This window comes from Acidovorax sp. Leaf191, from assembly GCF_001424425.1.
Lineage (GTDB): Bacteria > Pseudomonadota > Gammaproteobacteria > Burkholderiales > Burkholderiaceae_C > Acidovorax.
In genome coordinates, this window is record NZ_LMPT01000001.1 from 471,957 (window position 1) to 494,873 (window position 22,917).

Annotated in this window: 21 protein-coding genes and 1 riboswitch; of the genes, 13 read left to right on the forward strand and 8 right to left on the reverse strand. The window is 69.1% G+C overall.

Features of this window, described 5'->3' with window-relative positions; all coding sequences use genetic code 11:
• Window positions 1-156: 156 nt before the first annotated feature.
• Window positions 157-3,210 carry an EAL domain-containing protein gene (locus tag ASG27_RS02110; RefSeq protein ID WP_056410862.1) on the forward strand — a complete coding sequence of 1,018 codons (3,054 nt, stop codon included), beginning with the start codon at window positions 157-159 and terminating at the stop codon, window positions 3,208-3,210.
• A gap of 218 nt (window positions 3,211-3,428) precedes the next feature.
• Here the strand turns inward: ASG27_RS02110 and ASG27_RS02115 are convergent, their stop codons facing one another.
• A complete protein-coding gene (locus tag ASG27_RS02115; RefSeq protein ID WP_056410865.1) occupies window positions 3,429-5,414 on the reverse strand; it encodes a monovalent cation:proton antiporter-2 (CPA2) family protein in 1,986 nt (661 codons plus the stop codon).
• 128 nt (window positions 5,415-5,542) lie between these two features.
• On the opposite strand from ASG27_RS02115, the gene ASG27_RS02120 reads away from it, so the two are divergent.
• From ASG27_RS02120 to ASG27_RS02135, 4 genes are all read left to right on the forward strand, one after another.
• On the forward strand, window positions 5,543-6,544 hold the full coding sequence (locus ASG27_RS02120) for a KpsF/GutQ family sugar-phosphate isomerase (RefSeq protein ID WP_056410871.1): 1,002 nt from the start codon (window positions 5,543-5,545) through the stop codon (window positions 6,542-6,544).
• A 109-nt stretch (window positions 6,545-6,653) separates the two neighbouring features.
• The gene (locus ASG27_RS02125) at window positions 6,654-7,214 is read left to right on the forward strand and encodes a KdsC family phosphatase (protein ID WP_056410875.1); all 561 of its coding nucleotides are present in this window, start codon (window positions 6,654-6,656) and stop codon (window positions 7,212-7,214) included.
• 70 nt (window positions 7,215-7,284) lie between these two features.
• A complete protein-coding gene (gene lptC / locus ASG27_RS02130) occupies window positions 7,285-7,896 on the forward strand; it encodes an LPS export ABC transporter periplasmic protein LptC (RefSeq protein WP_056411607.1) in 612 nt (203 codons plus the stop codon).
• Between the two features lie 61 nt (window positions 7,897-7,957).
• Window positions 7,958-8,734: an SDR family oxidoreductase gene (locus ASG27_RS02135; protein WP_056410876.1), complete on the forward strand. Its 777-nt coding sequence runs from the start codon at window positions 7,958-7,960 to the stop codon at window positions 8,732-8,734.
• Window positions 8,735-8,990: 256 nt separating this feature from the next.
• On the opposite strand, the gene ASG27_RS02140 is transcribed toward ASG27_RS02135, so the two are convergent.
• Together ASG27_RS02140 and ASG27_RS02145 are read right to left on the reverse strand one after the other, a co-directional pair.
• Entirely contained in the window at window positions 8,991-9,530 is a 540-nt protein-coding gene (locus ASG27_RS02140; protein WP_056410879.1) for an RNA recognition motif domain-containing protein, read from the reverse strand.
• A 400-nt stretch (window positions 9,531-9,930) separates the two neighbouring features.
• Window positions 9,931-10,353: an RNA recognition motif domain-containing protein gene (locus ASG27_RS02145; protein ID WP_056411609.1), complete on the reverse strand. Its 423-nt coding sequence runs from the start codon at window positions 10,351-10,353 to the stop codon at window positions 9,931-9,933.
• A gap of 326 nt (window positions 10,354-10,679) precedes the next feature.
• A riboswitch (yybP-ykoY riboswitch) is annotated at window positions 10,680-10,853 on the forward strand.
• 22 nt (window positions 10,854-10,875) lie between these two features.
• Here ASG27_RS02145 and ASG27_RS02150 point away from each other — a divergent pair.
• The 4 genes from ASG27_RS02150 (at window position 10,876) to ASG27_RS02165 (ending at window position 14,831) form a co-directional block, all read left to right on the forward strand.
• Window positions 10,876-11,445 (forward strand): TMEM165/GDT1 family protein, encoded by a 570-nt coding sequence (locus ASG27_RS02150; RefSeq protein ID WP_056410882.1) that lies wholly within the window; start codon window positions 10,876-10,878, stop codon window positions 11,443-11,445.
• 239 nt (window positions 11,446-11,684) lie between these two features.
• Entirely contained in the window at window positions 11,685-12,890 is a 1,206-nt protein-coding gene (metX, locus tag ASG27_RS02155) for a homoserine O-acetyltransferase MetX (protein ID WP_056410884.1), read from the forward strand.
• Window positions 12,887-13,471 (forward strand): methionine biosynthesis protein MetW, encoded by a 585-nt coding sequence (gene metW / locus ASG27_RS02160; protein WP_056410887.1) that lies wholly within the window; start codon window positions 12,887-12,889, stop codon window positions 13,469-13,471. The genes metX and metW overlap by 4 nt, the downstream gene beginning before the upstream one ends.
• A gap of 208 nt (window positions 13,472-13,679) precedes the next feature.
• Window positions 13,680-14,831, forward strand: a complete 1,152-nt coding sequence (locus ASG27_RS02165; RefSeq protein ID WP_056410890.1) for a glycerophosphodiester phosphodiesterase — start codon at window positions 13,680-13,682, stop codon at window positions 14,829-14,831.
• Here ASG27_RS02165 and ASG27_RS02170 read toward each other — a convergent pair.
• Together ASG27_RS02170 and ASG27_RS02175 are read right to left on the reverse strand one after the other, a co-directional pair.
• A complete protein-coding gene (locus ASG27_RS02170) occupies window positions 14,797-15,462 on the reverse strand; it encodes an NAD(P)H-dependent oxidoreductase (RefSeq protein ID WP_056410892.1) in 666 nt (221 codons plus the stop codon). The genes ASG27_RS02165 and ASG27_RS02170 overlap by 35 nt on opposite strands.
• A gap of 102 nt (window positions 15,463-15,564) precedes the next feature.
• A complete protein-coding gene (locus ASG27_RS02175; protein ID WP_056410893.1) occupies window positions 15,565-16,035 on the reverse strand; it encodes a MerR family transcriptional regulator in 471 nt (156 codons plus the stop codon).
• A 183-nt stretch (window positions 16,036-16,218) separates the two neighbouring features.
• Here ASG27_RS02175 and otnI point away from each other — a divergent pair, with 183 nt between their 5' ends.
• From otnI to ASG27_RS02195, 4 genes are all read left to right on the forward strand, one after another.
• Entirely contained in the window at window positions 16,219-17,049 is an 831-nt protein-coding gene (gene otnI / locus ASG27_RS02180; RefSeq protein WP_056410895.1) for a 2-oxo-tetronate isomerase, read from the forward strand.
• Between the two features lie 115 nt (window positions 17,050-17,164).
• Window positions 17,165-18,406 carry a GGDEF domain-containing protein gene (locus ASG27_RS02185; protein ID WP_056410900.1) on the forward strand — a complete coding sequence of 414 codons (1,242 nt, stop codon included), beginning with the start codon at window positions 17,165-17,167 and terminating at the stop codon, window positions 18,404-18,406.
• A gap of 157 nt (window positions 18,407-18,563) precedes the next feature.
• Window positions 18,564-20,036, forward strand: a complete 1,473-nt coding sequence (locus ASG27_RS02190) for a M20 family metallopeptidase (protein WP_056410903.1) — start codon at window positions 18,564-18,566, stop codon at window positions 20,034-20,036.
• A 199-nt stretch (window positions 20,037-20,235) separates the two neighbouring features.
• Window positions 20,236-21,102, forward strand: coding sequence for an alpha/beta hydrolase (locus tag ASG27_RS02195; protein ID WP_056410905.1), 867 nt, complete (start codon window positions 20,236-20,238; stop codon window positions 21,100-21,102).
• Between the two features lie 34 nt (window positions 21,103-21,136).
• Here the strand turns inward: ASG27_RS02195 and ASG27_RS02200 are convergent, their stop codons facing one another.
• From ASG27_RS02200 to ASG27_RS02210, 3 genes are all read right to left on the reverse strand, one after another.
• Complete coding sequence (locus ASG27_RS02200; protein WP_156370411.1) at window positions 21,137-21,637, reverse strand: hypothetical protein; 501 nt, start codon at window positions 21,635-21,637, stop codon at window positions 21,137-21,139.
• Window positions 21,618-22,052 carry a DUF2628 domain-containing protein gene (locus ASG27_RS02205; RefSeq protein WP_056410910.1) on the reverse strand — a complete coding sequence of 145 codons (435 nt, stop codon included), beginning with the start codon at window positions 22,050-22,052 and terminating at the stop codon, window positions 21,618-21,620. The genes ASG27_RS02200 and ASG27_RS02205 overlap by 20 nt, the downstream gene beginning before the upstream one ends.
• Before the next feature lie 214 nt (window positions 22,053-22,266).
• Window positions 22,267-22,749 carry a YidB family protein gene (locus ASG27_RS02210; RefSeq protein WP_056410913.1) on the reverse strand — a complete coding sequence of 161 codons (483 nt, stop codon included), beginning with the start codon at window positions 22,747-22,749 and terminating at the stop codon, window positions 22,267-22,269.
• Window positions 22,750-22,917 lie beyond the last annotated feature (168 nt).

The window sequence follows — 22,917 nt, forward strand, 5'->3', positions numbered from 1 at the left end:
GCGCGCCGGGCGCGCGGGAGGGCACGAGTGTAAACACCGGACAACGGTGGGCCAGACAGGTGCCGCGCGGGGCTGTCAACCGCCATAATGTTCCTGTGTTGTTACATACTCCCGCCCGCACCTGCCGCCGCGCACCCCTGCACTGAAGATCGGCACATGCCCATCACCGTCCTGCTGATCGAAAACGACCCCGCCCATGCCCAGGCGGTGGCGGATGCCTTGGCGGACCCGTGGTCGGGCTGGCGCGTGGACGTGGTGGGCTCGCAGGCCCAGGCCGGCGCGTACCTGCAGCACCAGCGGCCCGACATCGTGCTGGCCGCGCAGCGCACGGTGGGCGGATCGGCCTTCGACCTGCTGCAGTTGCTCGGCGGCGTGCCCGCCATGATCCTCGTGCGCGCCGGCGCCGAAACCCATGCGGCGCAGGCCATGCGCTACGGGTTCGAGGACTTCGCGGTGCAGGACCCTGCGCTTGATTACCTGCTGGAACTGCCCGCGCAGATCGACACCGTGCTCGAGCGCCACTCCAGCGCGCGGGCGCGCCAGGTGGCCGAGGCCATGCTGGCCCGCCAGCACCGCCTGCTGCAGGCCATCTCGCGCGCGCAGGCCATGTTCATCGCCAGCTCCGGGCCGCGGGCCGCGTTCGAGGCGCTGCTGCAGGAGCTGATGTCGCTCACGCACAGCGCCTTCGGCCTGGTGGGCCAGGTGGTGCGTGCGGAAGACGGCCACCCGCTGCTGCGCGTGCATGCGATGACGGACATCAGCTGGGACGAGGCGTCCCGGGCCCGCTACGCCCAGCACGCCGACGAAGGCATGGTGTTCGACAACCTGCAGTCCCTGCTGGGCGCGGCGCTGGTGTCGGGCGAGCCCGTGCTCACCAACGATGCGCGCCAGGACCCGCGCAGCGCGGGCACGCCCCCGGGCCATCCGCCCCTGACCACCTACCTGGGCCTGCCCATCCATGCCGCGGGCGAGCTGGTGGCGCTGGTGGGCCTGGCGAACCGCAGCGAGGGCTACACCGCCGCCGACGTGGAGTTCCTGCAGCCCCTGCTCAACACCATCGGCCAGCTGGAGATGGCCCGCCGCGCGGAACTCGCGCGCCGCGAGGTCGAGGCCGAGCTCGAGCGCACCAGCGGCCTGCTCGCGGACAAGACGCGTGCGCTGGAGGCCACGCTGGCCAGCGTGTCGCAGGGCATCACCAACGTGGACGCCGAGGGGCGCATCCGCGTCTACAACCGCCGCTACCTGGAGCTGCTGGACCTGCCCGAAGCGCTGCTGGCCACGCAGCCGCGCTTCGAGGAAGTGGTGCGCTTTCAGACCGAGCGCGGCGACTTCGGGCCGGGCTTTCAGTACATCGAGCCCATGGCGCGCAGCTATGTGTCGTCGCAGGCCGACACACCCGACGGCAACGTGCAGATGCCGGCCGCCTACGTGCGGCGCACGCACACCGGCCGCTACATCGAGGTGCGCACGCGCAGCCTGGAGCAAGGCGGGCGGGTGCGCACCTTCACCGATGTCACCGACTACCTGAGCACGCTGGAGGCCCTGCGCCTGAGCGAGGCGCGCTGGCGCAGCCTCACGCAGCTGTCGTCGGACTGGTACTGGGAGCAGGACGCGCAGTTCCGCTTCGTGCGGCTGGATGGCAACCCCTACCGCGAGGCGGGTGTGCCCGACGAGATGCACTACGGCCGCACCCGCTGGGAGCTGCCCGACACCTTCGTGACCGACGGGCAGTGGCGCGAGCACCGCGAGAAGCTCGAAGCCCGCCAGGTGTTCCACGACTTCGAGATGCAGCGCATGACCGAGGACGGCAAGCCGGTGTGGGTGTCGATCAGCGGCGAGCCCATCTTCGATGCCGAAGGCCAGTTCACCGGCTACCGGGGCGTGGCGCGCGACATCACCGAGCGCAAGCTGGCCGAGGCCGAGATCCAGCGCCTGGCCTTCTACGACGAACTCACCGCCCTGCCGAACCGGCGCCTGCTGATGGACCGCCTCGAGCGTGCCGTCACGGCCTGCGCGCGCGAGGGCTGCCACGGCGCGCTGCTGTTCCTGGACCTCGACAACTTCAAGGGCGTGAACGACACCATGGGCCACGAGTGGGGCGACCGGCTGCTGGTGCAGGTGGGCCACCGCGTCAGTGCCTGCGTGCGTGCCACCGACACCGTGGCCCGGCTGGGCGGCGACGAATTCGTGGTGGTGATCCAGGGCCTGCACGCCCACGCGGACGAAGCCGCCGCCGAAGCCGAGGCCGTGGCGCAGAAGGTGCTGGCCTCGCTCAACCAGCCCTACCTGGTGCAGGGCAGCGAGGTGCACAGCACGCCCAGCATCGGCATCGCGCTGTTCCGCGACGTGGAGCTGCCGGTGCAGGAACTGCTCAAGCGCGCCGACCTGGCCATGTACCAGGCCAAGGCCCAGGGCCGCAACACGATGTGCTTCTTCGACCCCGCCATGCAGGCCGCGGCGTCGGCGCGGTCGGCGCTGGAGGGCGACATCCGACAGGGCATCCTGCGCAGCGAGTTCGTGCTGCACTACCAGCCCGTGGTGAACGAGTCCGGCCAGGTGCTGGGCGCCGAGGCCCTGGTGCGCTGGAACCACCCGCAGCGCGGCATGGTGCCGCCGGGCGAGTTCATCTCGCTGGCCGAGCAGACCGGCCTGATCCTGCCCCTGGGGCGCCAGGTGCTGGGCATGGCCTGTGCGCAGCTGGCCCGGTGGTCCCACACGCCGCACAAGGCCCACTGGAGCGTGGCCGTCAACGTGAGCGCGCACGAGTTCCGCCAGGCCGACTTCGTGCAGGAGGTGCTGGCCGTGCTGGAGAGCTCGGGCGCCGACCCGCGCCGGCTCAAGCTGGAGCTGACCGAGAGCCTGCTGCTGCAGGACGTGGAAGACAGCATCCGCAAGATGCAGGCCCTGCGCACGCTGGGCGTGGGGTTCTCGCTGGACGACTTCGGCACCGGCTACTCGTCGCTGTCCTACCTCAAGCGCCTGCCGCTCGACCAGCTCAAGATCGACCAGAGCTTCGTGCGCGATGTGCTCACCGACCCCAACGACGCCACCATCGCCTGCACCATCATCACGCTGGCCCACAGCCTGGGCCTGGACGTGGTGGCCGAAGGCGTGGAAACCGAAGGCCAGCACGCCTTCCTGCTGCGCAACGGCTGCCAGCGCTTCCAGGGCTACTTCTTTGGTCGGCCCGGACCTGCAGAATTGTTGTGAATGCTATACAAAAGATAGCTGTTGGCGCTTGATACACAATCGCCAGAGGCTGTTTTTGCCATCAATTCGCCACAGCGGGCAAAACGGGCACGCCCCCGGCCAGCGACCGCCGCGCAAGGGCCGCCCCGCCGCGCTGGCGGTGTCCCCCTCCCCCAATGGCGCAGCCGTTCGAGAGAAGGGGGAGGGCGCGAAGCGCCTCAGGGGGATGCACCTCTTGCTTATCCCTTGAGCAGCTTTTCCTCGGCCAGCGACAGCGCCGCCGGGTGGCCCGAGAGCACCAGCGTGTCGCCCACCGCCAGCAGCGCGTCGTCCACGGCCGAGCTCATGTGGCCGCTGCTGCGCCGCAGGTTCACCACCCGCACGCCCATGGCCGACAGCGCCAGCTGCCCCAGGCTCTGGCCCAGCGCGGTGGAGCCCGGCGGCAGGTTGATGGTGGACAGGCGCTCCTGGTCGCGCTCGTTGGCGGTGTCGTCGTCGGCGCCGTGGAAGTAGCCGCGCAGCAGGTTGTAGCGCGCGTCGCGCTGGTCCTGCACCAGGCGCAGCACGCGGCGCATGGGCACGCCCACCAGCGCCAGCGCATGGCTGGCCAGCATCAGCGAGCCCTCGATGGCCTCGGGCACCACCTCGGTGGCGCCGGCGGCCTGCAGCTTGTCCAGGTGGGCGTCGTCCTGCGTGCGCACCACCACCGGCACCTGCGGCGCGTGGGACCGGGCATTGGCCAGCACCTTCAGGGCGGCGGGTACGTCGATGTAGGTGATGGCGACGGCGCTGGCGCGCACCAGGCCCGCGGCCATCAGCGCCTGCAGCCGGGTAGCGTCGCCATACACCACCGAGTCGCCGGCCGCGGCGGCCTGGCGCACGCGGTCCGGGTCCAGGTCGAGCGCCATGTACGGGATGCCTTCGTGCTCCAGCATGCGCGCCAGGTTCTGGCCGCAGCGGCCGTAACCGCAGATGATCACGTGCTTGCTGGTGTTGATCGACTTGCGCGCGATGCTCGTCATCTGCAGCGACTGCTGCAGCCAGTCGCTGGCCACCAGCTTCATCACGATGCGGTTGCTGTACATGATGAGGAACGGCGTGGCCAGCATCGACAGCACCATGGCCGCGAGGATGGGGTTCATCAGCGCGGGCTGCACCAGGCCGTTGGCCTGCGTGAGCGACAGCAGCACGAAGCCGAACTCGCCCGCCTGCGCCAGGTACAGCCCGGTGCGCAGCGAGATGCCGGTGGTGGCCCCCATGCCGCGCGCCAGCACCAGGATGATCACCAGCTTGAGCACCAGTGGCACGGCCAGCAGTCCCAGGACCATGGCCCAGCGGTCCACCAGGATGTGCCAGTCCAGCATCATGCCGATGGTGATGAAAAAGAGGCCCAGCAGCACGTCGTGGAAGGGCCGGATGTCCGTGCCCACCTGGTGCTTGTACTCCGTCTCGGACACCAGCACCCCCGCGATGAAAGCCCCCAGGGCCAGGCTCAGCCCCGCCACCTCCGTCAGCCAGGCCAGTCCCAGCGTGATCAGCAGCAGGTTGAGCATGAACAGTTCGTCGCTCTTGCGCCGCGCCACCAGCGTGAGCCACCAGCGCATCACCCGCTGCCCGCCGGTGAGCAGCAGGCCCACCAGCACCGTGGCCTTGATCAGCGCCCAGCCCAGCGCGGGAAGCAACTGCTCGGGCGACGAACTCAGTGCCGGGATCAGCACCAGCAGCGGCACCACGGCCAGGTCCTGGAACAGCAGGATGCCCATCACGCGGCGGCCGTGCTCGCTCTCCAGCTCCGCGCGCTCGGCCATCAGCTTGACCACGATGGCCGTGCTGCTCATGGCGATCACGCCCGACAGCGCCAGCGCCGTCTGCCAGCCCATGTCCCACACGCCGCCCACGAAGCGCGACAGCAGCAGGGCTGCGCCGGCCACGATGGCCATGGTCAGCACCACCTGCATCAGGCCCAGGCCAAACACCTGCCGGCGCATGGCCCGCAGCTTGGGCAGGCTGAACTCCAGGCCGATGGCGAACATCAGGAACACCACGCCGAACTCGCCCAGGTGGCGCACGCCTTCGGAGTTCTGCGCCAGCGCCAATGCGTGCGGCCCGATCAGCACGCCCGCCGCCAGATAGCCCAGCATGGGCGGCAGCTTGAGGCTGCGGCAGGTCACCACCCCCAGCACGGCGGCCAGCAAATACAGCAGGGTGAGGGCGAGCGAAGACATGGTTTCGATGCTATCCGAGGCGTGGGGCGTGGTTACAGTTTTTTCGGCCCTGCATGCATGCGCCGTGCCACCGAAGGACAAAATGCTGTCGCCGCGGGCGGGCATGCCCCGCTCGATAGAATCGCCGGATGACTCCCGCCCCTGCCGCGCTGCCCCCCTTCGATGCCGAACAGGCCCTGCGCCTGGCCCGCGAGACCTTCGACATCGAGGCCGCCGCCCTGCACGGCCTGTCGGCGCGCGTCGACGGCGTGTTTGCGCAGGCCGTGTCGATGGCCCTGCAGACGAGGGGCCGCGTGGTGGTCATGGGCATGGGCAAGAGCGGCCACGTGGGCCGCAAGATCGCCGCCACCCTCGCCTCCACCGGCACGCCGGCGTTCTTCGTGCACCCCGCCGAGGCCAGCCACGGCGACCTGGGCATGGTCACCGGCGACGACCTGGTGCTGGCCATCTCCAACAGCGGCGAGAGCGGCGAGCTCACCGCCATCCTGCCCGTGCTGCGCCGCCTGGGCGCGCCGCTGATCGCCATGACCGGCGGGCTGGAGTCCACCCTGGCGCGCCACGCCGAGCTGGTGCTGGACACCAGCGTGGAGCGCGAAGCCTGCCCCCTGAACCTGGCGCCCACCGCCAGCACCACGGCCCAGCTGGCCATGGGCGACGCGCTGGCCGTGGCCCTGCTGGACGCCCGGGGCTTTCGCCCCGAAGACTTCGCCCGCTCGCACCCCGGTGGCGCGCTGGGCCGCAAGCTGCTCACCCATGTGAGCGATGTGATGCGCACCGGCAGCGAGATCCCGCGCGTCGCGCCCGAGGCCTCGTTCAGCGACCTCATGCGCGAGATGAGCGCCAAGGGGCTGGGCGCCTCGGCCATCGTCGGCCCGGCGGGCCAGGTGCTGGGCATCTTCACCGACGGCGACCTGCGCCGCCGCATCGAAGCCGGGGCCGACCTGCGCACCGCCACCGCCGCGCAGGTGATGCACGCCGGGCCCCGCCGCATCGCACCCGACGCACTGGCCGTGGACGCCGCCGAATTGATGGAGGCCCATGCCATCACGAGCGTGCTGGTGGTGGATGCCGCCGGCCTGCTGGTGGGGGTGGTGCACATTGGTGACCTGATGCGCGCGAAAGTCATATGACCCCCTGTGTCGCTTCGCGCCTTACCCCAAGGGGGACGCACCCGGTGGACCGGCTGAGCCGGTTCCACGGGTGCGCTGGTGTGCGCCGTGCCTGTTCAAACGCTGTGTGATGACCTCTGACGTGACCTTTCCTGTGCTGCAATTTCCGCCCGAGCTGCTGCTGCGTGCCCAGGATGTGCGCGTGGCGTTCTTCGACGTCGACGGCGTGCTGACCGATGGCAGCCTGTACTTCAGCGAGGCGGGCGAGACGATCAAGCGCTTCAACACGCTGGACGGGCATGGGCTCAAGCTGTTGCAGAAGGCGGGCATCACCCCCGCCGTGATCACGGGGCGCGACTCAGCGCCGCTGCGCGTGCGCCTGAAGGCGCTGGGTGTGGAGCACGCGGTGTTCGGCACCGAGGACAAGCGCCCCGCGGCCGAGGACATCCTGGCGCGGCTGGGGCTGGCCTGGGCCCAGGCCGCGGCGATGGGCGACGACTGGCCGGACCTGCCGGTGATGCGGCGCAGCGCTTTCGCGTGTGCACCCGCCAATGCCCAGGCCGAGGTGCGCCATGCCGCGCACTTCGTCACCCAGGCGCGTGGCGGCGACGGCGCGGCGCGCGAGCTGTGCGACCTGCTGTTGGTGGCGTCGGGTCGCTACGCGGCACTGCTGGCGGAATACACCGCATGAGCAAGGCACCCATGAACGCGTGGCTGCACCGCCGCCGGCCTGCCGGTGCGGAGGGCTGCCTGTGAACCGCATGGTGCGCCAGGGCTGGGACCAGTTCTCGCTGTATTTGCCCGTGGTGCTCATGGGCCTGCTGGCCCTGGGCACCTGGTGGCTGGTGCGCAACGCGCCCGCCCCGGTGCTGCCCGCCGTCGCGCGCACGCAGGGGCACCAGCCGGACTATTTCATGAAGGGCTTTTCGGTGAAAAGCTTCGACGCCACCGGCCGCCTGCAAAGCGAGGTGCAGGGCGAGGTGGGCCGCCACTACCCCGACACCGACACGCTGGAGATCGACAAGGTGCGCATGCGCTCGGTCGCGCTCGACGGCCGCATCACCGTGGCCACGGCCGACCGCGCGCTGTCCAACGCCGACGGCTCCGAGGTGCAGCTCTTTGGCAATGCCATCGTCACCCGCGAGCCCCTGCCCGCCAAGCCGGGCAAACCGGCCGAGCCCCGCCTGGAGTTCCGCAGCGAGTTCCTGCACGCCTACACCAACACCGAGCGGGTGCGTTCGGACAAGCCCGTCGTCCTCACCCGGGGCAACGACCGGTTCACGGCCGACGGCATGGACTACGACAACCTGGACCAGGTGATGCAGATGCGCGGCCGTGTGCGCGGCGTGCTGCAGCCCGGTGCCGCCAAGTAGCCGCCAGCCCTGCGCTGCCTGCCGCTCCCACCCCCGCCTGTCCCCGCCCGCCGGAGCCCGTATGACCACCCCTCTCGTCTTCATCACCGGCGCTTCCAGCGGCATCGGCCAGGCGCTGGCCCTGCGCTTTCACCAGGCCGGCTACCGGCTGGCCCTGGCCGCGCGCCGCACTTCCGAGGTCCAGACCTGGGCTGCCGCGCAGGGGATCAGCGCCGACAGCTATGAAATATATAGCGCAGACGTCGCGGTGACCGACAGCATCGTCGCCGCGGGCCGGGACTGCCTGCAGCGCCAGGGCGTGCCCGACGTGGTCATCGCCAATGCCGGCATCAGCGTGGGCATGGACACCGCCGTGCGGAACGACCTGGACGTGATGGCCCGCACCTTCGCCACCAACAACCTGGGCCTGGCCGCCACCTTCCACCCGTTCGTGGACGCCATGGTGCAGCGCGGCAGCGGCACCCTGGTGGGCATCGGCAGCGTGGCGGGCATCCGCGGGCTGCCCGGGCACGGCGCCTACTGCGCCAGCAAGGCGGCCGTCATCAGCTACTGCGAAAGCCTGCGCGGCGAGATGCGCCCGCACGGCGTGCGCGTGGTCACCATCTCGCCCGGCTACATCGACACCCCGCTCACGCAGCAAAACCGCTACGGCATGCCGTTCCTCATGCAGCCCGGCGACTTTGCCGACCGCGCGTACCGCACCATTGCTGCCGGGGTGAGCTACCGCGTCATTCCCTGGCAGATGGGTGTGGTCGCCAAGCTGCTGCGCCTGCTGCCCAATGCGGTGTTCGACAAGCTGCTGGCAGGCCGCCCGCGCAAGCGCCGAATCGACGAATAGCAGCCCTCCCTGTCTGTGGCGCTTTGCGCCTTTTCCCGCAGGGGAACGCTCCCGGCGTAGCGGGCCGGCCTTTGCGCAGGCGCAGTGGCCGTCTCGTGCCGCCTTGCGACGACGGGACCACGGAATTCGAACTCGTCACGCCGTGGCATGAAAGATGGCCGCTGATGCCCAACGGAGCGCTTTTCACTCTGCAGCGGCCCGGACATGAAAAAAGCTCCCGAAGGAGCTTTTCTCAAGAATGCAGTACCTGCGAGGCTCAGTAGCCGCTGTTGCCGCCGCCGCCGTAACCGCCGCCGCCACCATTGCGGCCACCGCCGCCGCCATTGCGGGAGCCCGAGCCGTAGGGGCTGCGAAAGCCGCCTTCGCCACGGCCACCACCGCCGCCGCCATATCCGCCGCCGCCGTCACGGCCGCCACCACCACCACCGTAGCCACCGCCGCCGCCTTCACGGCCACCGCCGTAGCCGCCGCCGCCACCACTGCGGCCACCGCCGCCAAAGCCGCCACCACCACCGCCGCCGAATCCACCGCTGCGGGGTGGGCGGGCTTCCATGGGACGGGCTTCGTTGACCACGATGGAGCGGCCGCCCAGGGGCTGGCCGTTCATGCCGTTGATGGCGGACTGGGCTTCTGCGTCGCTGCCCATCTCCACGAATCCAAAGCCCTTGGAGCGTCCCGTGTCGCGCTCCATCATGACCTTGGCGCTGGTCACGGCGCCAAATTGGCCAAAGGCCTGTTCCAGATCACTGTCGCGCACCGAGTACGGCAGGTTGCCGACATACAGTTTGTTGCCCATCGAGGGACTCCTCAAAAACACATGGATAAAGCGAAGGGAGTCCCGAAAACGCAGCCAGCTGATCTCAATGACATTCTTAGCGCGAAACTGACGGACACCGCAGACTTGGACGACGGGGGAAAATCCCGCCAGCACACTATGCTCCACACTTTGGCTGAAAATGCAAGCGCTATCGCATGCTGTGGTGACTTTGCTGCGCATCCATGAAATGGCCCTGGCTCCTTGGCGTTGCCGCACCTTGCCGGCGGCCGTGCGGGGCGGCTGCGCCAGGCGGGTTTTTGCGCTGCAGCGATGGACGCCGCCAGTGGCATGGCGATCGTCCGGACATGAAAAAAGGAGCCCGAGGGCTCCTTTGTCTTGCCTTCAGCAGACACCGCGAAGGGTCTGCTGATCAGGTCTTTCAGTAGCTGCCGCGGCCACCGCCGTAGCCACCGCCACCACCTTCACGGCCACCGCCGTAACCACCACCGCCGCCGCCGCCGCTACGGCCACCGCCGTAACCGCCGCCGCCACCACCGCCGTAACCGCCACCACCGTTGCCGCCGCCGAAGCCGCCGCTACGTGGAGCGCGTGGCTCCATAGGACGGGCTTCGTTGACCACGAGGTCACGGCCGCCGAAGTTTTGGCCATGCACGCCTTGGATGGCGGCTTGTGCTTCGGCATCGCTGCCCATTTCCACAAAGCCGAAGCCCTTGGAACGGCCGGTGTCACGTTCCATCATGACCTTGGCGCTGCCAACGGAGCCGAATTGGCCGAAAGTCTGTTCCAGATCTTGGTCGCGGAACGAATAGGGCAGGTTGCCCACGTAAAGTTTGTTGCCCATGAAGGACTCCTCAAAAAACACAAAAACGCGATGGAGTCCGACGCAATCAACAAACCTGTGACGACTTCAGAGACGCGAAACTGACCATACACCGCTAAGCTATTTGCCCCCTGCGAGCAGAAGAGCGGATTCATTATCAATCACTTTATGGACCCCGTGGGGGTTTATTTGGTCATCGGGCGACCGAATCCGCAGAAAGTTGAAGGGATTGGGGCCTTTCTTTGCAGAATCTGCGGGGAAACCCGCAAAAAACGGAAGCCGGCCTCCCGCCCGCGGGCGCCGCCGAGGCGCTGCCGGACCACAGCGCCACGCCGGTCTGCTAAAATCCGCCGGTCTTTGGGGAGTAGCCCGCCCGGTGCGCAACGCGCCGGGGGCATGCGTCAACAAACTTGGGTCCTGTGGGCCTATGGCGCATGCGGTTGTTGAGCTGGGCGAGACCATTGACTGCATGCCGATCCAATGGCCGGAGTCGGGGTGCAGTCAATGCGTTGTCTATAACTATCCGGCCGGATAGATCCCCACATGGAACCGTTCTTCATCTCCACCGCCATCGTCGCGCTCGCCGAAATGGGCGACAAGACGCAGCTCCTGGCGCTCGTTCTCGCCGCCCGCTTTCGCAAACCCTGGCCCATCGTCCTGGGCATCCTGGTGGCCACCCTGGTCAACCACGGCCTGGCCGGCGCCGTGGGCTCGTGGGTGACCACCTTCGTGGGCCCGCAGGTGCTGCGATGGATCCTCGCGGCATCCTTCATCGCGATGGCCATCTGGATGCTGATCCCCGACAAGCTCGACGAAGGCGAGGCCGACGGCTCGCCGCGCTGGGGCGTGTTCGGCACCACGCTGATCGCGTTCTTCCTGGCCGAGATGGGCGACAAGACGCAGATCGCCACCGTCATGCTGGCCGCGCAGTACAACGCCTACGTGTGGGTGGTGGCCGGCACCACGCTCGGGATGATGATCGCCAACGCGCCGGTGGTGTGGCTGGGCGAGCGCATCACGCGCCGGGTGCCGATCCGCGCGGTGCACATCGTGTCGGCCGTGATCTTCCTGGTGCTGGGGTGCCTGGCCATCTTCATGCCTGCCGGCACCTGATGGATGGACGAAGTGGCAGGCGCTTTGGTATATTTACCGCCAGCGCCGATTTGCCACAGCTTGCGGGCGCTCTATAAATTCTGCTAAAGACCCGTCCGACGTACCTGCCCGGCCTCGTTTTTAGCGACGCCGGGTATTTTTTTGCCGCGGGCTGCCAGCCAGCCCCGGCCAAAGCGGCTCCTGCAGGGAGCATTCGGCGAATGCAAGCGGTGGAACGTGAGGGCTCACCAGTTCCAACTATGTCGTTCATCGCCACACCCCAGACCATGCACTTTGCGGAGGTGCTGCCGCTGCAAAGCGGCGCGACCATCCGCGCCTTCGACCTGGCCTTCGAGACCTACGGCACGCTCAATGCCGACCGCTCCAACGCCGTGCTCGTGTGCCACGCGCTCAACGCCTCCCACCACGTGGCGGGCGTCTACGCCGGGCAGGACAAGAGCGAAGGCTGGTGGGACAACATGATCGGCCCGGGCAAGCCGGTGGACACCGACCGCTTCTTCGTGATCGGCGTGAACAACCTGGGCTCGTGCTTCGGCTCCACCGGCCCCATGCACACGCACCCCGACACGGGCGAGGTCTACGGCGCGGACTTCCCGGTGGTCACGGTGGAGGACTGGGTCAACGCCCAGGCCCGCCTGCTCGACCGCCTGGGCATACGGCAACTGGCCGCCGTGCTGGGCGGCAGCCTGGGCGGCATGCAGGCCCTGAGCTGGACGCTGCAGTACCCCGAGCGCATGCGCCACGCCGTGGTGGTGGCCAGCGCGCCCAACCTCACGGCCGAGAACATCGCCTTCAACGAGGTCGCCCGCCGCGCCATCGTGACCGACCCGGACTTCCACGGCGGCCACTTCTACCGCCACGGCGTGATCCCCAAGCGCGGCCTGCGCATCGCCCGCATGATCGGCCACATCACGTACCTCAGCGACGATGTGATGAACGAGAAGTTCGGCCGCAGCTTGCGTGCGCCCACGCTCCCCGCTTCGCGTGGTTCGCTGCCCCCCGAGGGGGCTGGTCCGGCTCGGGGCGGCCCAGCGCCGGACCTCCGCGACTATCTGTACAGCACCCAGGACATCGAATTCCAGATCGAGAGCTACCTGCGCTACCAGGGCGACAAGTTCAGCGACTACTTCGACGCCAATACCTACCTGCTGATCACCCGCGCGCTCGACTACTTCGACCCCGCCCGCGCGCACGCTGGCAACCTCACGCGGGCCCTCGCGCGGGCCACGGCGCGGTTCCTGCTGGTGAGCTTCACCACCGACTGGCGCTTCTCGCCCCAGCGCAGCCGAGAGATCGTCAAGGCCCTGCTCGACAACCGCCGCAGCGTGAGCTACGCCGAGATCGACGCACCCCACGGCCACGATGCCTTCCTGCTCGATGACGCCCGCTACATGGGCGTGATGCGCTCTTACTTCGATAGCATTTCCAAGGAGGTGCAGCCATGACCGACAAAGCCGCCATGGAGGCGCTGGCGCGCCTGGTGCCCCAGGGCAGCCGGGTGCTCGACCTGGGCTGCGGCAATGGCGCCATGCTCGACTACCTGCAGCGCGAACGCGGCTGCAGCGGCTACGGCGTGGAGATCGCCGATGCCAACGTGCTGGCCTGCGTGCAGCGCGGGGTGGACGTGATCCAGCTCAACCTGGACGAAGGGCTGGCCATGTTCGGCGACAACAGCTTCGACGTGGTGCTGCAGATCGACACGCTGCAGCACCTGCGCAATGCGGAGGTCATGCTGCGCGAAACGGCGCGCGTGGGCCGCACCGGCGTGGTGGCCTTTCCCAACTTTGCGCACTGGCCCAACCGCCTGTCCATCCTGCGCGGGCGCATGCCCGTCACGCGCCGCCTGCCCTACCAGTGGTACGACACGCCCAACATCCGCGTGGGCACGTACAAGGACTTCGAGGTGCTGGCCACCAAGAACAGCCTGCGCATCCTGGAGTCCTTCGGCCTGCAGGACGGGCAGGAAGTGCGCTGGCTGCCCAACATGCGCGCCAGCACGGCAGTGTTCCATTTTGAACATGCGTAGCGATGCGGCGTCCATCGGCTTGAACCGTTCACGCTGACGCAGTCGAAGCGCCGCGCAAGGATTCGACAGGCTCGGCCCGAACGGTGGGTGCGAGTGCAAAGAGGCCCATGCCATGGCGGCTCCCGAGGGGCGCGAAGCGAGGCGACACGCCGCTGTCAACCGCATCGGCTAAGGTGCGCTCTTCTTGCAAGGACTGAAGGAGACCCGCATGAACCGCATTGCACTGCGCACCGTGGCTGCCGCCGCGCTGCTCGCCACCTGGGCCCTGGGCGCCACAGCTCAGCAGGCCTGGCCGCCCACGCCCACCGTCATCGCCCACCGGGGCGCCTCGGCCCTGCGGCCCGAGCACACGCTGGCGGCCTACCAGAAGGCCATCGACGACGGCGCCGACATCATCGAGCCCGACCTCGTGATCACCAAGGACGGCGTGCTGGTGGCGCGGCACGAGAATGCCATCGCCATCCTGGGCACCGACGGCGCGGTGAAGGAAGCCACCACCGACGTGGTGGACCGCCCCGAGTTCGCCGCGCGCAAGGCCACCAAGACCATCGACGGCCAGTCCATCACCGGCTGGTTCACCGAAGACTTCACGCTGGCCGAGCTGAAAACCCTGCGCGCCCGCGAACGCATCCCGGCGCAGCGCCCGGCCAATGTGGCCTACAACGGCCAGTTCGAGATCCCAACGCTGCAGGAAGTGATCGACCTGGCCAAGGCCCAGAGCACCAAGACGGGCAGGACCATCGGCATCTACCCCGAAACCAAGCACCCCACCTACTTCCAGTCCATCGGCCAGCCGCTGGAGGCGCCGCTGCTGGCGGTGCTGGAGAAGAACGGCTGGAACCACCAGGACGCACCCGTGTTCGTGCAGTCCTTCGAAGTGGCCAACCTGCAGGCCATCCGCAAGCTCAGCACCGTGCGCCTGGTGCAACTGATCGCGCCGTCGGGCCGGCCCTACGACTTCGTGGCCCAGGGCGCGGCCAACGCGCGCAGCTATGCCGACCTGCTCACGCCGGGCGGCCTGCAGCAGGTGGCCGCGTACGCCAACGCCATCGGCCCGTTCAAGACCCTGGTGGTGCCGGTGAAGGACGGCCTGCCCGGCGAGCCCACGGGCCTGGTGGAGCGCGCCCGCGCCGCCGGCCTGGCCGTGCACATCTGGACCCTGCGGCCCGAGAACGCCTTCCTGCCTGCAGGCCTGAAGAAGGCGCCTGCCACCGACGGCACGCAGCGCGGCGACAGCGTGGCCGAGATCACCGCCTACCTGCGCGCGGGCATCGACGGCTTCTTCACCGACGACCCGGCCGTGGGCCGTGCGGCGGTGCAGGCCTTCACGGCGTCGTCGGCGTCGTCGGCGAAGAAGTAGCGGCGGGCGCGAGGCCGGGCCCGGTGCGCCGGCCTCGCGGCGCGCGCCGCGCCTGCCGCGCGCCCAGCTGGCGCGCCGCCTCCACCCACTGCGCCAGCCGCCCGGTGCTGGCGCTGCGCACCGGGCCGAAGCTGTGCACGCGCACCGGCCGGATGCCGCAGAACTCCAGGATGGCCTTCTTCATCTGGTGGTGCCCCGGCATGCGCGTGACCCAGCGGAAGTACCACGGCGGCGAGTCCATCGTCACCAGCAGCTCGGCCGACCGCCCGGCCAGCAGCTTGTCCCACAGCGACGAACCGGGGCGGTATTTGAATGCGTACCCGGGCAGGAACACCCGGTCGATGAAGCCCTTGAGCAGCGCCGGCATGGCGCCCCACCAGATCGGGTAGACCCACACCAGGTGCCCCGCCCAGGCGATGTCGGCCTGCGCGGCCGCGAGGTCGGGCTCCAGCGGCTGGGCCGCGCCGTAGCCCTGGAACCGCGGGTCGAACGCCAGCTGCCCCAGGTTGAGAAGCCTCACCTCGGTGCCCGCCTGGCGCGCGCCATCGGCATACGCGTGCGCCATGCCGGCACACAGGCTGTCGGCCGACGGGTGGCCCAGGATGATGAGAATGCGCTGCTGCTCTGCCACAAAACCTCCATTCGCCTGCACGGCGTGAGAGCCTGCTCAGGCTCTTGGTTGTCGATGCAGGCATGGTCACCCTGCCCCGCGGGGCAGAGTCAAGCAGCGGGATCAAACCCTGGCGACAAAGCCGCGTGGCGGGTTGGTGCGCGCAGACTTGGTGGCGGGCCTCGATGGAGGTGGGGGCGGTGGCGAGGCAGGCTCCACCGCGCAGGCCGCAGCGCTCGCGGGCACGGCCTGGGCATCGCACTGCAGCAGCTCCCGCTCCAGCTGCGCCAGTTCGGCATCGAGCAGGTCCAGGCGCGCGCGCTCGGCGGCCACGGCAGCGCGGCGGTCGGCGATGAGCTGGCCCACGGCGTCCCACCCCGTGGCGGAATCGAGCGCAGGCAGACCGCCCAGCTCCGCCAGCCGAAACCCCAGCGCCTGCGCGCGCCGGATCAGCAGCACCCGCGCCACATCAGCCTCGCCATAGTCGCGGTAGCTGCCTGAGCGCGCCACCGCGCCCATCAGGCCGCGTGCCTCGTACAGGCGCACGGCCTTGGGGGTGGTGCCGGTGCGTTGGGCGAGTTCTCCGATGCGCATCGAGGGTCCTTCACGGTGACTGGAAATGGTGTGGAAATAGCAATGCTATTAATTTATGAGCTGCTGGCGCTCGTCCATCAAGCGGTAGCGGCCATTTTGGCTTGTAGGTGTCGGTGTGCCGTGCTGCAGCCTGCCTGCTGCACGATAAGCTGCCGGGTCCTGAACGCCACTGCACCCGCTGCCATGCCCCAGTTTGCCGCCAACCTGACGCTGATGTACACCGAGCTGCCCTTCCTGGACCGCTTTGGCGCCGCGGCGCGCGACGGTTTCAGCGCGGTGGAGTTCCAGTTCCCGTATGCCTGGGCCGCGGGCGACATTGCGGCGCGGCTGCAGGACAACGGCTTGCAGCTGGTGCTGTTCAACGCGCCGGCTGGCGGCGCCGACCCCGCCGGCATGGCCGCCGCCTGGGACCAGAGCGCGCGCGGCACCGCCGCCCTTCCCGGGCGCGAAGCGGAGTTCCGCGCCGGCGTGCAGGAGGCCCTGCGCTACGCCGACGTGCTCGGCTGCCCGCGCATCCACGTGCTGTCGGGCATCGTGCCATCGGGCGTGGAGCGCGAGTCGCTCAAGGGCCTGTGCGCGGGCAACCTGCGCTGGGCGGCGGACGAAGCCGCGCGCTCCGGGCGCGAGATCCTCATCGAGCCCATCAACCTGCGCGATGTGCCGCGCTACTTCCTGAACCGGCAGGACCACGCGCACGAGCTGCTCGACGCGGTGCAGGCCGACAACCTCAAGGTGCAGATGGACCTGTACCACTGCCAGATCGTGGAGGGCGACGTGGCCACCAAGCTGCGCCGCTACCTGCCCACCGGCCGCGTCGCGCACATCCAGATCGCGGGCGTGCCGTACCGCCACGAGCCCGACCAGGGCGAGCTGCACTACCCCTACCTGCTGGACACCATCGACGCCCTGGGCTGGCGCGGCTGGGTGGGCTGCGAATACCGGCCGGCGGCGGGCACGACCGAAGGCCTGGGCTGGCGCGACCGCGCCCTCGCCCGGGCCGCCGCGGCGACCTGAGCGCGGCGCACCGCCGGGCGCCTTGCGCCGCAGGCCTGCACATTTGCCGTTTCCTGCGCCGCGGTCCTTGGTTTATGCTGGGCCGACCCACCACAAGCACCCACTCCAGCACTTCATGGCTGCCCACGTCCCCACCATGCTGGCAATGATCATTGTCAGCTCGCTCATGATGGCGGCCGCCATGGCCGTGGTGGGCTGGGGCCGCCGGCGCGACGGCCTGGCGCGCTGGGCCGGGGCGCTCCTGGTCAATGCCATCGGGCACAGCCTCATCATGCTGCGCGGCGTGGTGCCCGACGTCCTGTCGGTGGTGGTGGGCAACGTCCTGCTGTCGTGCGTGTTCGTGGGCATGATCGCGGCGATCTACCAGTTCCAGGGGCGGGCGGTGCGCTGGATGCTGCTGTGGGCGCCGCCTGCGCTGGTCGCCGGGGTCGTCATCGTTTTCATCGACAACTTCGCCGCGCGCGTGAGCTTCGTCAGCCTGGTGATCGGCCTGCAGGCCGTGTGGACGCTGGTCTCCGCGCTCGAGCGCCGCCACGCCACGGTGGGGCGCGGGCAGTGGCTGCTGGTGGCGGGGCTGGGCATCGAGGCGGCCGTGCTCGGCGGCCGCGCGCTGCTGGCGCTCAGCAGCCATTCCACCGCCATGAGCATCCTGCAGGGCAGCGTGCTGCAGACGCTCACGTTCATGGGCACCTTCTCGGTGGTGCTCATCAGCACCATGGGCTTCGTCTTCATGGCGCGCGACCGCGCCGATGAAAACAACCGCATCATGGCCGCGGTCGATCCGCTCACCGGCGTGGCCAACCGCCGCTCGCTCATCGCCGCGCTCGACCGCGATGCCTCGCGCGCCGTGCGCACGCGCGAGTCCATCGCACTCATGATGGTGGACATCGACCACTTCAAGCGCGTGAACGACCGCTACGGCCACCCCGCCGGCGACCAGGTGCTGTGCCACGTGGTCAACGTGCTGCGGGCCCGCGTGCGCGCGCAGGACCTGGTGGGCCGCTACGGCGGCGAAGAGTTCATGGTGCTGCTGCCCGACACCACCCTGCTGGGCGCCGAGCAGCTCGCGCGCGCGCTGTGCCGCGAGGTGGCGGACTCGCGCTGCCGCATCCGCGCGGCCGACGGCACCGAATCCAGCGAAGGGGTCAGCATCCCCGTCACCGTGAGCATCGGCGTGTTCGGCGGGCGGCTGGAGCCCGGCGACAGCTGGGACATGCTGATCGCCGCCGCCGACCGCGCGCTCTATGAGGCCAAGGAAAAAGGGCGCAACCGCGTCGAGGTGGCCACGTCGCTGCGCCGCCCGGCGGACCCGGGCCCGCGCAGCAGCCCCGACACCCAGCCTGCGTCGCGGTACTGAAGGGCTCCTGGTTACCGGCGGGCGCTGCCGCCTGCGCGCTGCCGCATGGCGGGGCACTCCAGGGACATGCCTTTGCGCCATGGCGCCCGCGCGGGTGTTGTGTTGGAATGGTGGTTTTGGTCCACGAGACCCATCCCACCTTCGAGGAGAGCCGCCCATGAACGCCCGCATTCCCGCCCACGCACTGCAACCCGACCTGGCCCTGGAACGGGTGAGCCAGGCGTGGGACAACGACATCGTCCGCCAGCTGACCGACTACATCGCCATCCCCGCCAAGTCGCCCATGTTCTCGCCCGACTGGGCCGAGCAGGGCCTGCTCGATGCCGTGGTGCGCAACGCCGCCGCGTGGGTCGAATCGCAGAAGGTCGCAGGCCTCACGCTCGAAGTCGTGCGCCTCCCAGGCCGCACCCCCGTGCTGTTCTTCGAGATCGAATCCACCCAGGCCGGCACCACCGACACCGTGCTGATGTACGGCCACCTCGACAAGCAGCCCGAATTCAGCGGCTGGCGCAACGACCTGGGGCCCTGGACGCCCAAGTACGAGGACGGCAAGCTCTACGGCCGCGGCGGCGCCGACGACGGTTACGCGGTCTACGCCAGCATCGCGGCCGTGCAGGAACTCAAGCGCCAGAACGTGCCCCACCCGCGCATCGTCGGCCTGATCGAGACCTGCGAGGAAAGCGGCTCGCGCGACCTGCTGCCCTACATCGATGCGCTCAAGTCCCGCATGGGCAACGTCGCGCTGGTGGTGTGCCTGGACTCGGGTGCGGGCAACTACGACCAGCTGTGGCTCACCACCAGCCTGCGCGGCATGGCCACCGGCACGCTCAAGGTCGAGATCCTGACCGAAGGCATCCACTCCGGCGACGCCTCGGGCCTGGTGCCCTCGTCGTTCCGCATCATGCGGCAGGTGCTCGACCGGCTGGAAGACAGCGCCACCGGCCGCCTGCTGCCGCACAGCTTTCATTGCGAAGTGCCTGCCGACCGCCTGGCCCAGGCCCGCGCTACGGCCGCCATCCTGGGTGAAGAGGTGTACAAGCGCTTCCCCTGGGCGCACTACGACTGCGGCGGCGCCACCACCTTTGCGCTGCCCACCACCACCGACCCGTTGCAGGCTCTGCTCAAGCGCACCTGGGAGCCCACGCTCAGCGTGACCGGCGCCGAGGGCTTCCCCGCGCTGCAGGACGCCGGCAACGTGCTGCGCCCCTACACCGCGTTCAAGCTGAGCCTGCGCCTGCCGCCCCTGGTCGATGCCGGCCAGGCCGTGCAGGAGCTCAAAGCCCTGCTCGAAGACAACGCGCCCTACCAGGCCAAGGTCACCTTCCAGGGCACCAGCGGCGCCACCGGCTGGAACGCGCCCAGCGCCACGCCGTGGTTCGAGCAGGCGCTCAACGACGCATCGCAGGCCCACTTCGGCGCGCCCTGCGGCCACATCGGCCAGGGCGGCACCATCCCGCTCATGAACATGCTCAGCGAAGGCTTTCCCACCGCGCAGATGATGGTTTGCGGCGTGCTGGGCCCCAAGAGCAATGCGCACGGCCCCAACGAGTTCCTGCACGTGCCCTATGCCAAGAAGCTCACCGCCGCCGTGGCACAGGTGATCGCGGCATTGCCGGTGGCGTCGGCCTGATACCGGCCTACCCGCGCGCCTTCGATCCCATAAACCCCGCTCACGCCGAGCCGCCCCAGCGCCGCGCAGGCCTTGTCCGGGGTGCGCACGGGTGGGCGGATGGAAGAAGGGCACATCCCGGTGCGCTGCCGCGTCCGCACCTGTCACCGCCCCACCCTGCTCCTGCCTGTTTTTATTGCCCCCTCATCGCTGCTCCCCTATGTCCGAACTCGCCGTCTCGACCCTGCGCACCTTCACCGCCGCCGATGGCGAAAACCTGGCCATGCAGGACTGGGCCCTGGCACCCGGCGAACCCTGCCGCGGCACGGTGCTGCTGGTGCACGGCCTGGGTGAGCATGTGGGCCGCTACGACCCTGTCGCGCGCCGGCTCAACAGCTGGGGCTTCGCCGTGCGCGGCTACGACCAGTACGGCCACGGCGAGTCCGGTGGGCCGCGCGGCGGGCTGACCAGCGACATGCGCCTGCTGGCCGACCTGGCCGACATGGTGGACGCCACCCGCGCCCGCATGCCGGCAGGCCAGCCGCTGGTGCTGCTGGGCCACAGCATGGGCGGGCTGGTGGCGTCGCGTTTCGTGTCGCTGAACCTGCGGCCGGTGGATGCGCTGGTGCTGTCGTCCCCCGCACTGGACGCAGGGCTCGGCCCCGTGCAGAAGCTGCTGCTGGCCACGCTGCCGCGCCTGGCACCCAACCTTCGCGTGGGCAACGGGCTCGATGCGCAGTACCTCTCGCACGATCCGGCCGTGGTGGCCGCCTACCTGGCCGACCCGCTGTGCCATGACCGCATCAGCGCACGCCTGGCGCGCTTCATCGCCCAAGGCGGCCCCGCCACCGTGGCCTGCGCGGCGCACTGGACGGTGCCCACGCTGTTGATCTGGGCTGGCGCGGACAAGCTCGTCAACCCCGCTGGCAGCCGCGCCTTTGCGGCCGCGGCACCCGCGGCCGTGGTGCAGTCGCACTGCTTCGAACCGCTGTACCACGAGCTGTTCAATGAATGCCCCGAGCTGGCCGAGCCCGTGTTCGAACGGCTGCAGCGGTGGCTGGTGGCGCGGCACCCCGCGGCGGCCTGAGGCCGCCGCGCCAGCACTGCGGGTGGGCGCCGCGTCACTGCCTGCGGTGGAGCCGGTGCCAGGCCACCGTGCCGTAAACCCCTGCTGCATAGAGACACACCAGGACGACCATCACGAACAAACCGCCGCTGAGGCAGGCGTCCAGGCTGTCCACGACATCGGCCCAGGCCACGCCGCCATCGTCATCGTGCAGCAAGAGGTCGTTCCACACCCAAAGCGCCTTGGACAGCAGAAAGTAAGCCAGCATCAATGCCGCCGCGATACGGCTGCGCCAATGGATGCCCGCCGTGAGTCCCGCAGGGATCAACACCTCCAGCAGCAAGGGCCAGCTGAAAGGCACACCGTTCGTGCCCATGGCCGCGCCTGCAGTGACGGAGATGGTGAGGACGGTGGTCAGCAGCCCGGTGGCCGCCGCCGCACGGATGCAGCGCTGCGCCCTTCGCAAGGCCGGTGACGCTGGCGCTGGCTGCGGGGGCTGCTGTGGCGGTGGGTGGGACGTTGCCGGCGCAGGCAGGTCAAAACCACCCGTTGTCATGGAGCACGACCTTCTTGTAGTAGTCGCGGTTGGCCATCATGCCGAACAGTGCAGCCCAGGCTCCGGTGTAGTGCACACCTTTGAGAACATGCCCGAACCCGGCCAGCGTGATGATCAACTCCAGCAGCAAAATGCCTGCAAATGCCATTCCCCAGTAAGCCAGCCCGCGCTTCCACATGCCCTTGGCGGCATAGTAGAACGGGCCGAAGATGGCTGCCAGCAAATTGAAGTTGCAGGCCATGCGCTCGCGAAAGTTCAGCTCCTTGAGCTTGGGCATCTTCACGCCCCCTGCGCGTTTGATCAACGCGAAACGCTTTTGCCAGGCCTCCGACAACTCCACCGTGTCGGTGGCGCTGGCCGGGGCTGCGGGTTCGAAAGACGGCGTGCCGGTGTGGTCGGCGTTGGGTTGGCTCATGCTGGAATTCCCTCTCGTTGGTGTTGTGACGCGACGTGCCTGCGCAGTGGCAGAGACGGCGGCACAAGATGCTAAGCGCACCACCTTGGGGAGGGCTGTGAGAACTTCTCTGAGCTGTGAAGAAAGGTAACCTGGCGCACCGGCACACACAGACGCACAGCGGCCCACATGCCGGGGAACCCTGCAGCGCTTGTTCAGACGGCGCTACGTGCTTCTATTTTTGTAGCAAACCGCCCAGCATGCCGAACAGATCGTTGGCATTGCCAAACCCACCTTGCGGTGCCTGGCCTTGGGGGCTCAACTGATCCACCAGGCCTGGCAGCACCTGCGCCAGTTGCCCGGCCGCGGCGCCGGAGCCCACACCCAGTTGCGCCGCAATCTGCGACAGCGGGCCGCTGCCCAGCACCTGCGACAGCTGATCGCCCGAGATCGCCTGGTTGGGCCCCGAGCCCAGCCACGACGCAATCACATTGCCCAGCCCCGCCTGCTGGAACTTGGCCATCAGGCCCGGCAGGCCACCCACCGGGCCGTCGTTGCTGATGAGGGACATCACCGCCTGGATGAGCTGCGGGTTCTGCGCCGCCAGGCTGATGAGCCCGCCCAGCCCACCGGCTGCACCGCCGTGGCTGGCAGCATTGGCGCTGCCCTGCGAGGCGTTGTTGATGACGGCACCCAAAACGGAATCGAGCAAGCCCATGGCGATCTCCTGCGCAAGACAACAAAAGGCAGATGTTACGCAGTCGGGGGCACGCCCTGTGTCAACAAAGGTGAATTCAGTGCTCTATCGCCCTGCGTTGCTGACTGCGCAGCGCCCTGGCTTCGACAGGCTCAGCCCGAACGGGTGGGAGGGGTCGCCGCTATGTCC

Coding starts and splice junctions, on each gene's coding strand:
- ASG27_RS02110 (WP_056410862.1), top strand. CDS start 157: ATGCCCATCACCGTCCTGCTGATCGAAAACGACCCCGCCCATGCCCAG.
- ASG27_RS02115 (WP_056410865.1), bottom strand. CDS start 5,414: ATGTCTTCGCTCGCCCTCACCCTGCTGTATTTGCTGGCCGCCGTGCTG.
- ASG27_RS02120 (WP_056410871.1), top strand. CDS start 5,543: ATGACTCCCGCCCCTGCCGCGCTGCCCCCCTTCGATGCCGAACAGGCC.
- ASG27_RS02125 (WP_056410875.1), top strand. CDS start 6,654: ATGACCTCTGACGTGACCTTTCCTGTGCTGCAATTTCCGCCCGAGCTG.
- lptC (WP_056411607.1), top strand. CDS start 7,285: ATGGTGCGCCAGGGCTGGGACCAGTTCTCGCTGTATTTGCCCGTGGTG.
- ASG27_RS02135 (WP_056410876.1), top strand. CDS start 7,958: ATGACCACCCCTCTCGTCTTCATCACCGGCGCTTCCAGCGGCATCGGC.
- ASG27_RS02140 (WP_056410879.1), bottom strand. CDS start 9,530: ATGGGCAACAAACTGTATGTCGGCAACCTGCCGTACTCGGTGCGCGAC.
- ASG27_RS02145 (WP_056411609.1), bottom strand. CDS start 10,353: ATGGGCAACAAACTTTACGTGGGCAACCTGCCCTATTCGTTCCGCGAC.
- ASG27_RS02150 (WP_056410882.1), top strand. CDS start 10,876: ATGGAACCGTTCTTCATCTCCACCGCCATCGTCGCGCTCGCCGAAATG.
- metX (WP_056410884.1), top strand. CDS start 11,685: ATGTCGTTCATCGCCACACCCCAGACCATGCACTTTGCGGAGGTGCTG.
- metW (WP_056410887.1), top strand. CDS start 12,887: ATGACCGACAAAGCCGCCATGGAGGCGCTGGCGCGCCTGGTGCCCCAG.
- ASG27_RS02165 (WP_056410890.1), top strand. CDS start 13,680: ATGAACCGCATTGCACTGCGCACCGTGGCTGCCGCCGCGCTGCTCGCC.
- ASG27_RS02175 (WP_056410893.1), bottom strand. CDS start 16,035: ATGCGCATCGGAGAACTCGCCCAACGCACCGGCACCACCCCCAAGGCC.
- otnI (WP_056410895.1), top strand. CDS start 16,219: ATGCCCCAGTTTGCCGCCAACCTGACGCTGATGTACACCGAGCTGCCC.
- ASG27_RS02185 (WP_056410900.1), top strand. CDS start 17,165: ATGGCTGCCCACGTCCCCACCATGCTGGCAATGATCATTGTCAGCTCG.
- ASG27_RS02190 (WP_056410903.1), top strand. CDS start 18,564: ATGAACGCCCGCATTCCCGCCCACGCACTGCAACCCGACCTGGCCCTG.
- ASG27_RS02195 (WP_056410905.1), top strand. CDS start 20,236: ATGTCCGAACTCGCCGTCTCGACCCTGCGCACCTTCACCGCCGCCGAT.
- ASG27_RS02200 (WP_156370411.1), bottom strand. CDS start 21,637: ATGACAACGGGTGGTTTTGACCTGCCTGCGCCGGCAACGTCCCACCCA.
- ASG27_RS02205 (WP_056410910.1), bottom strand. CDS start 22,052: ATGAGCCAACCCAACGCCGACCACACCGGCACGCCGTCTTTCGAACCC.
- ASG27_RS02210 (WP_056410913.1), bottom strand. CDS start 22,749: ATGGGCTTGCTCGATTCCGTTTTGGGTGCCGTCATCAACAACGCCTCG.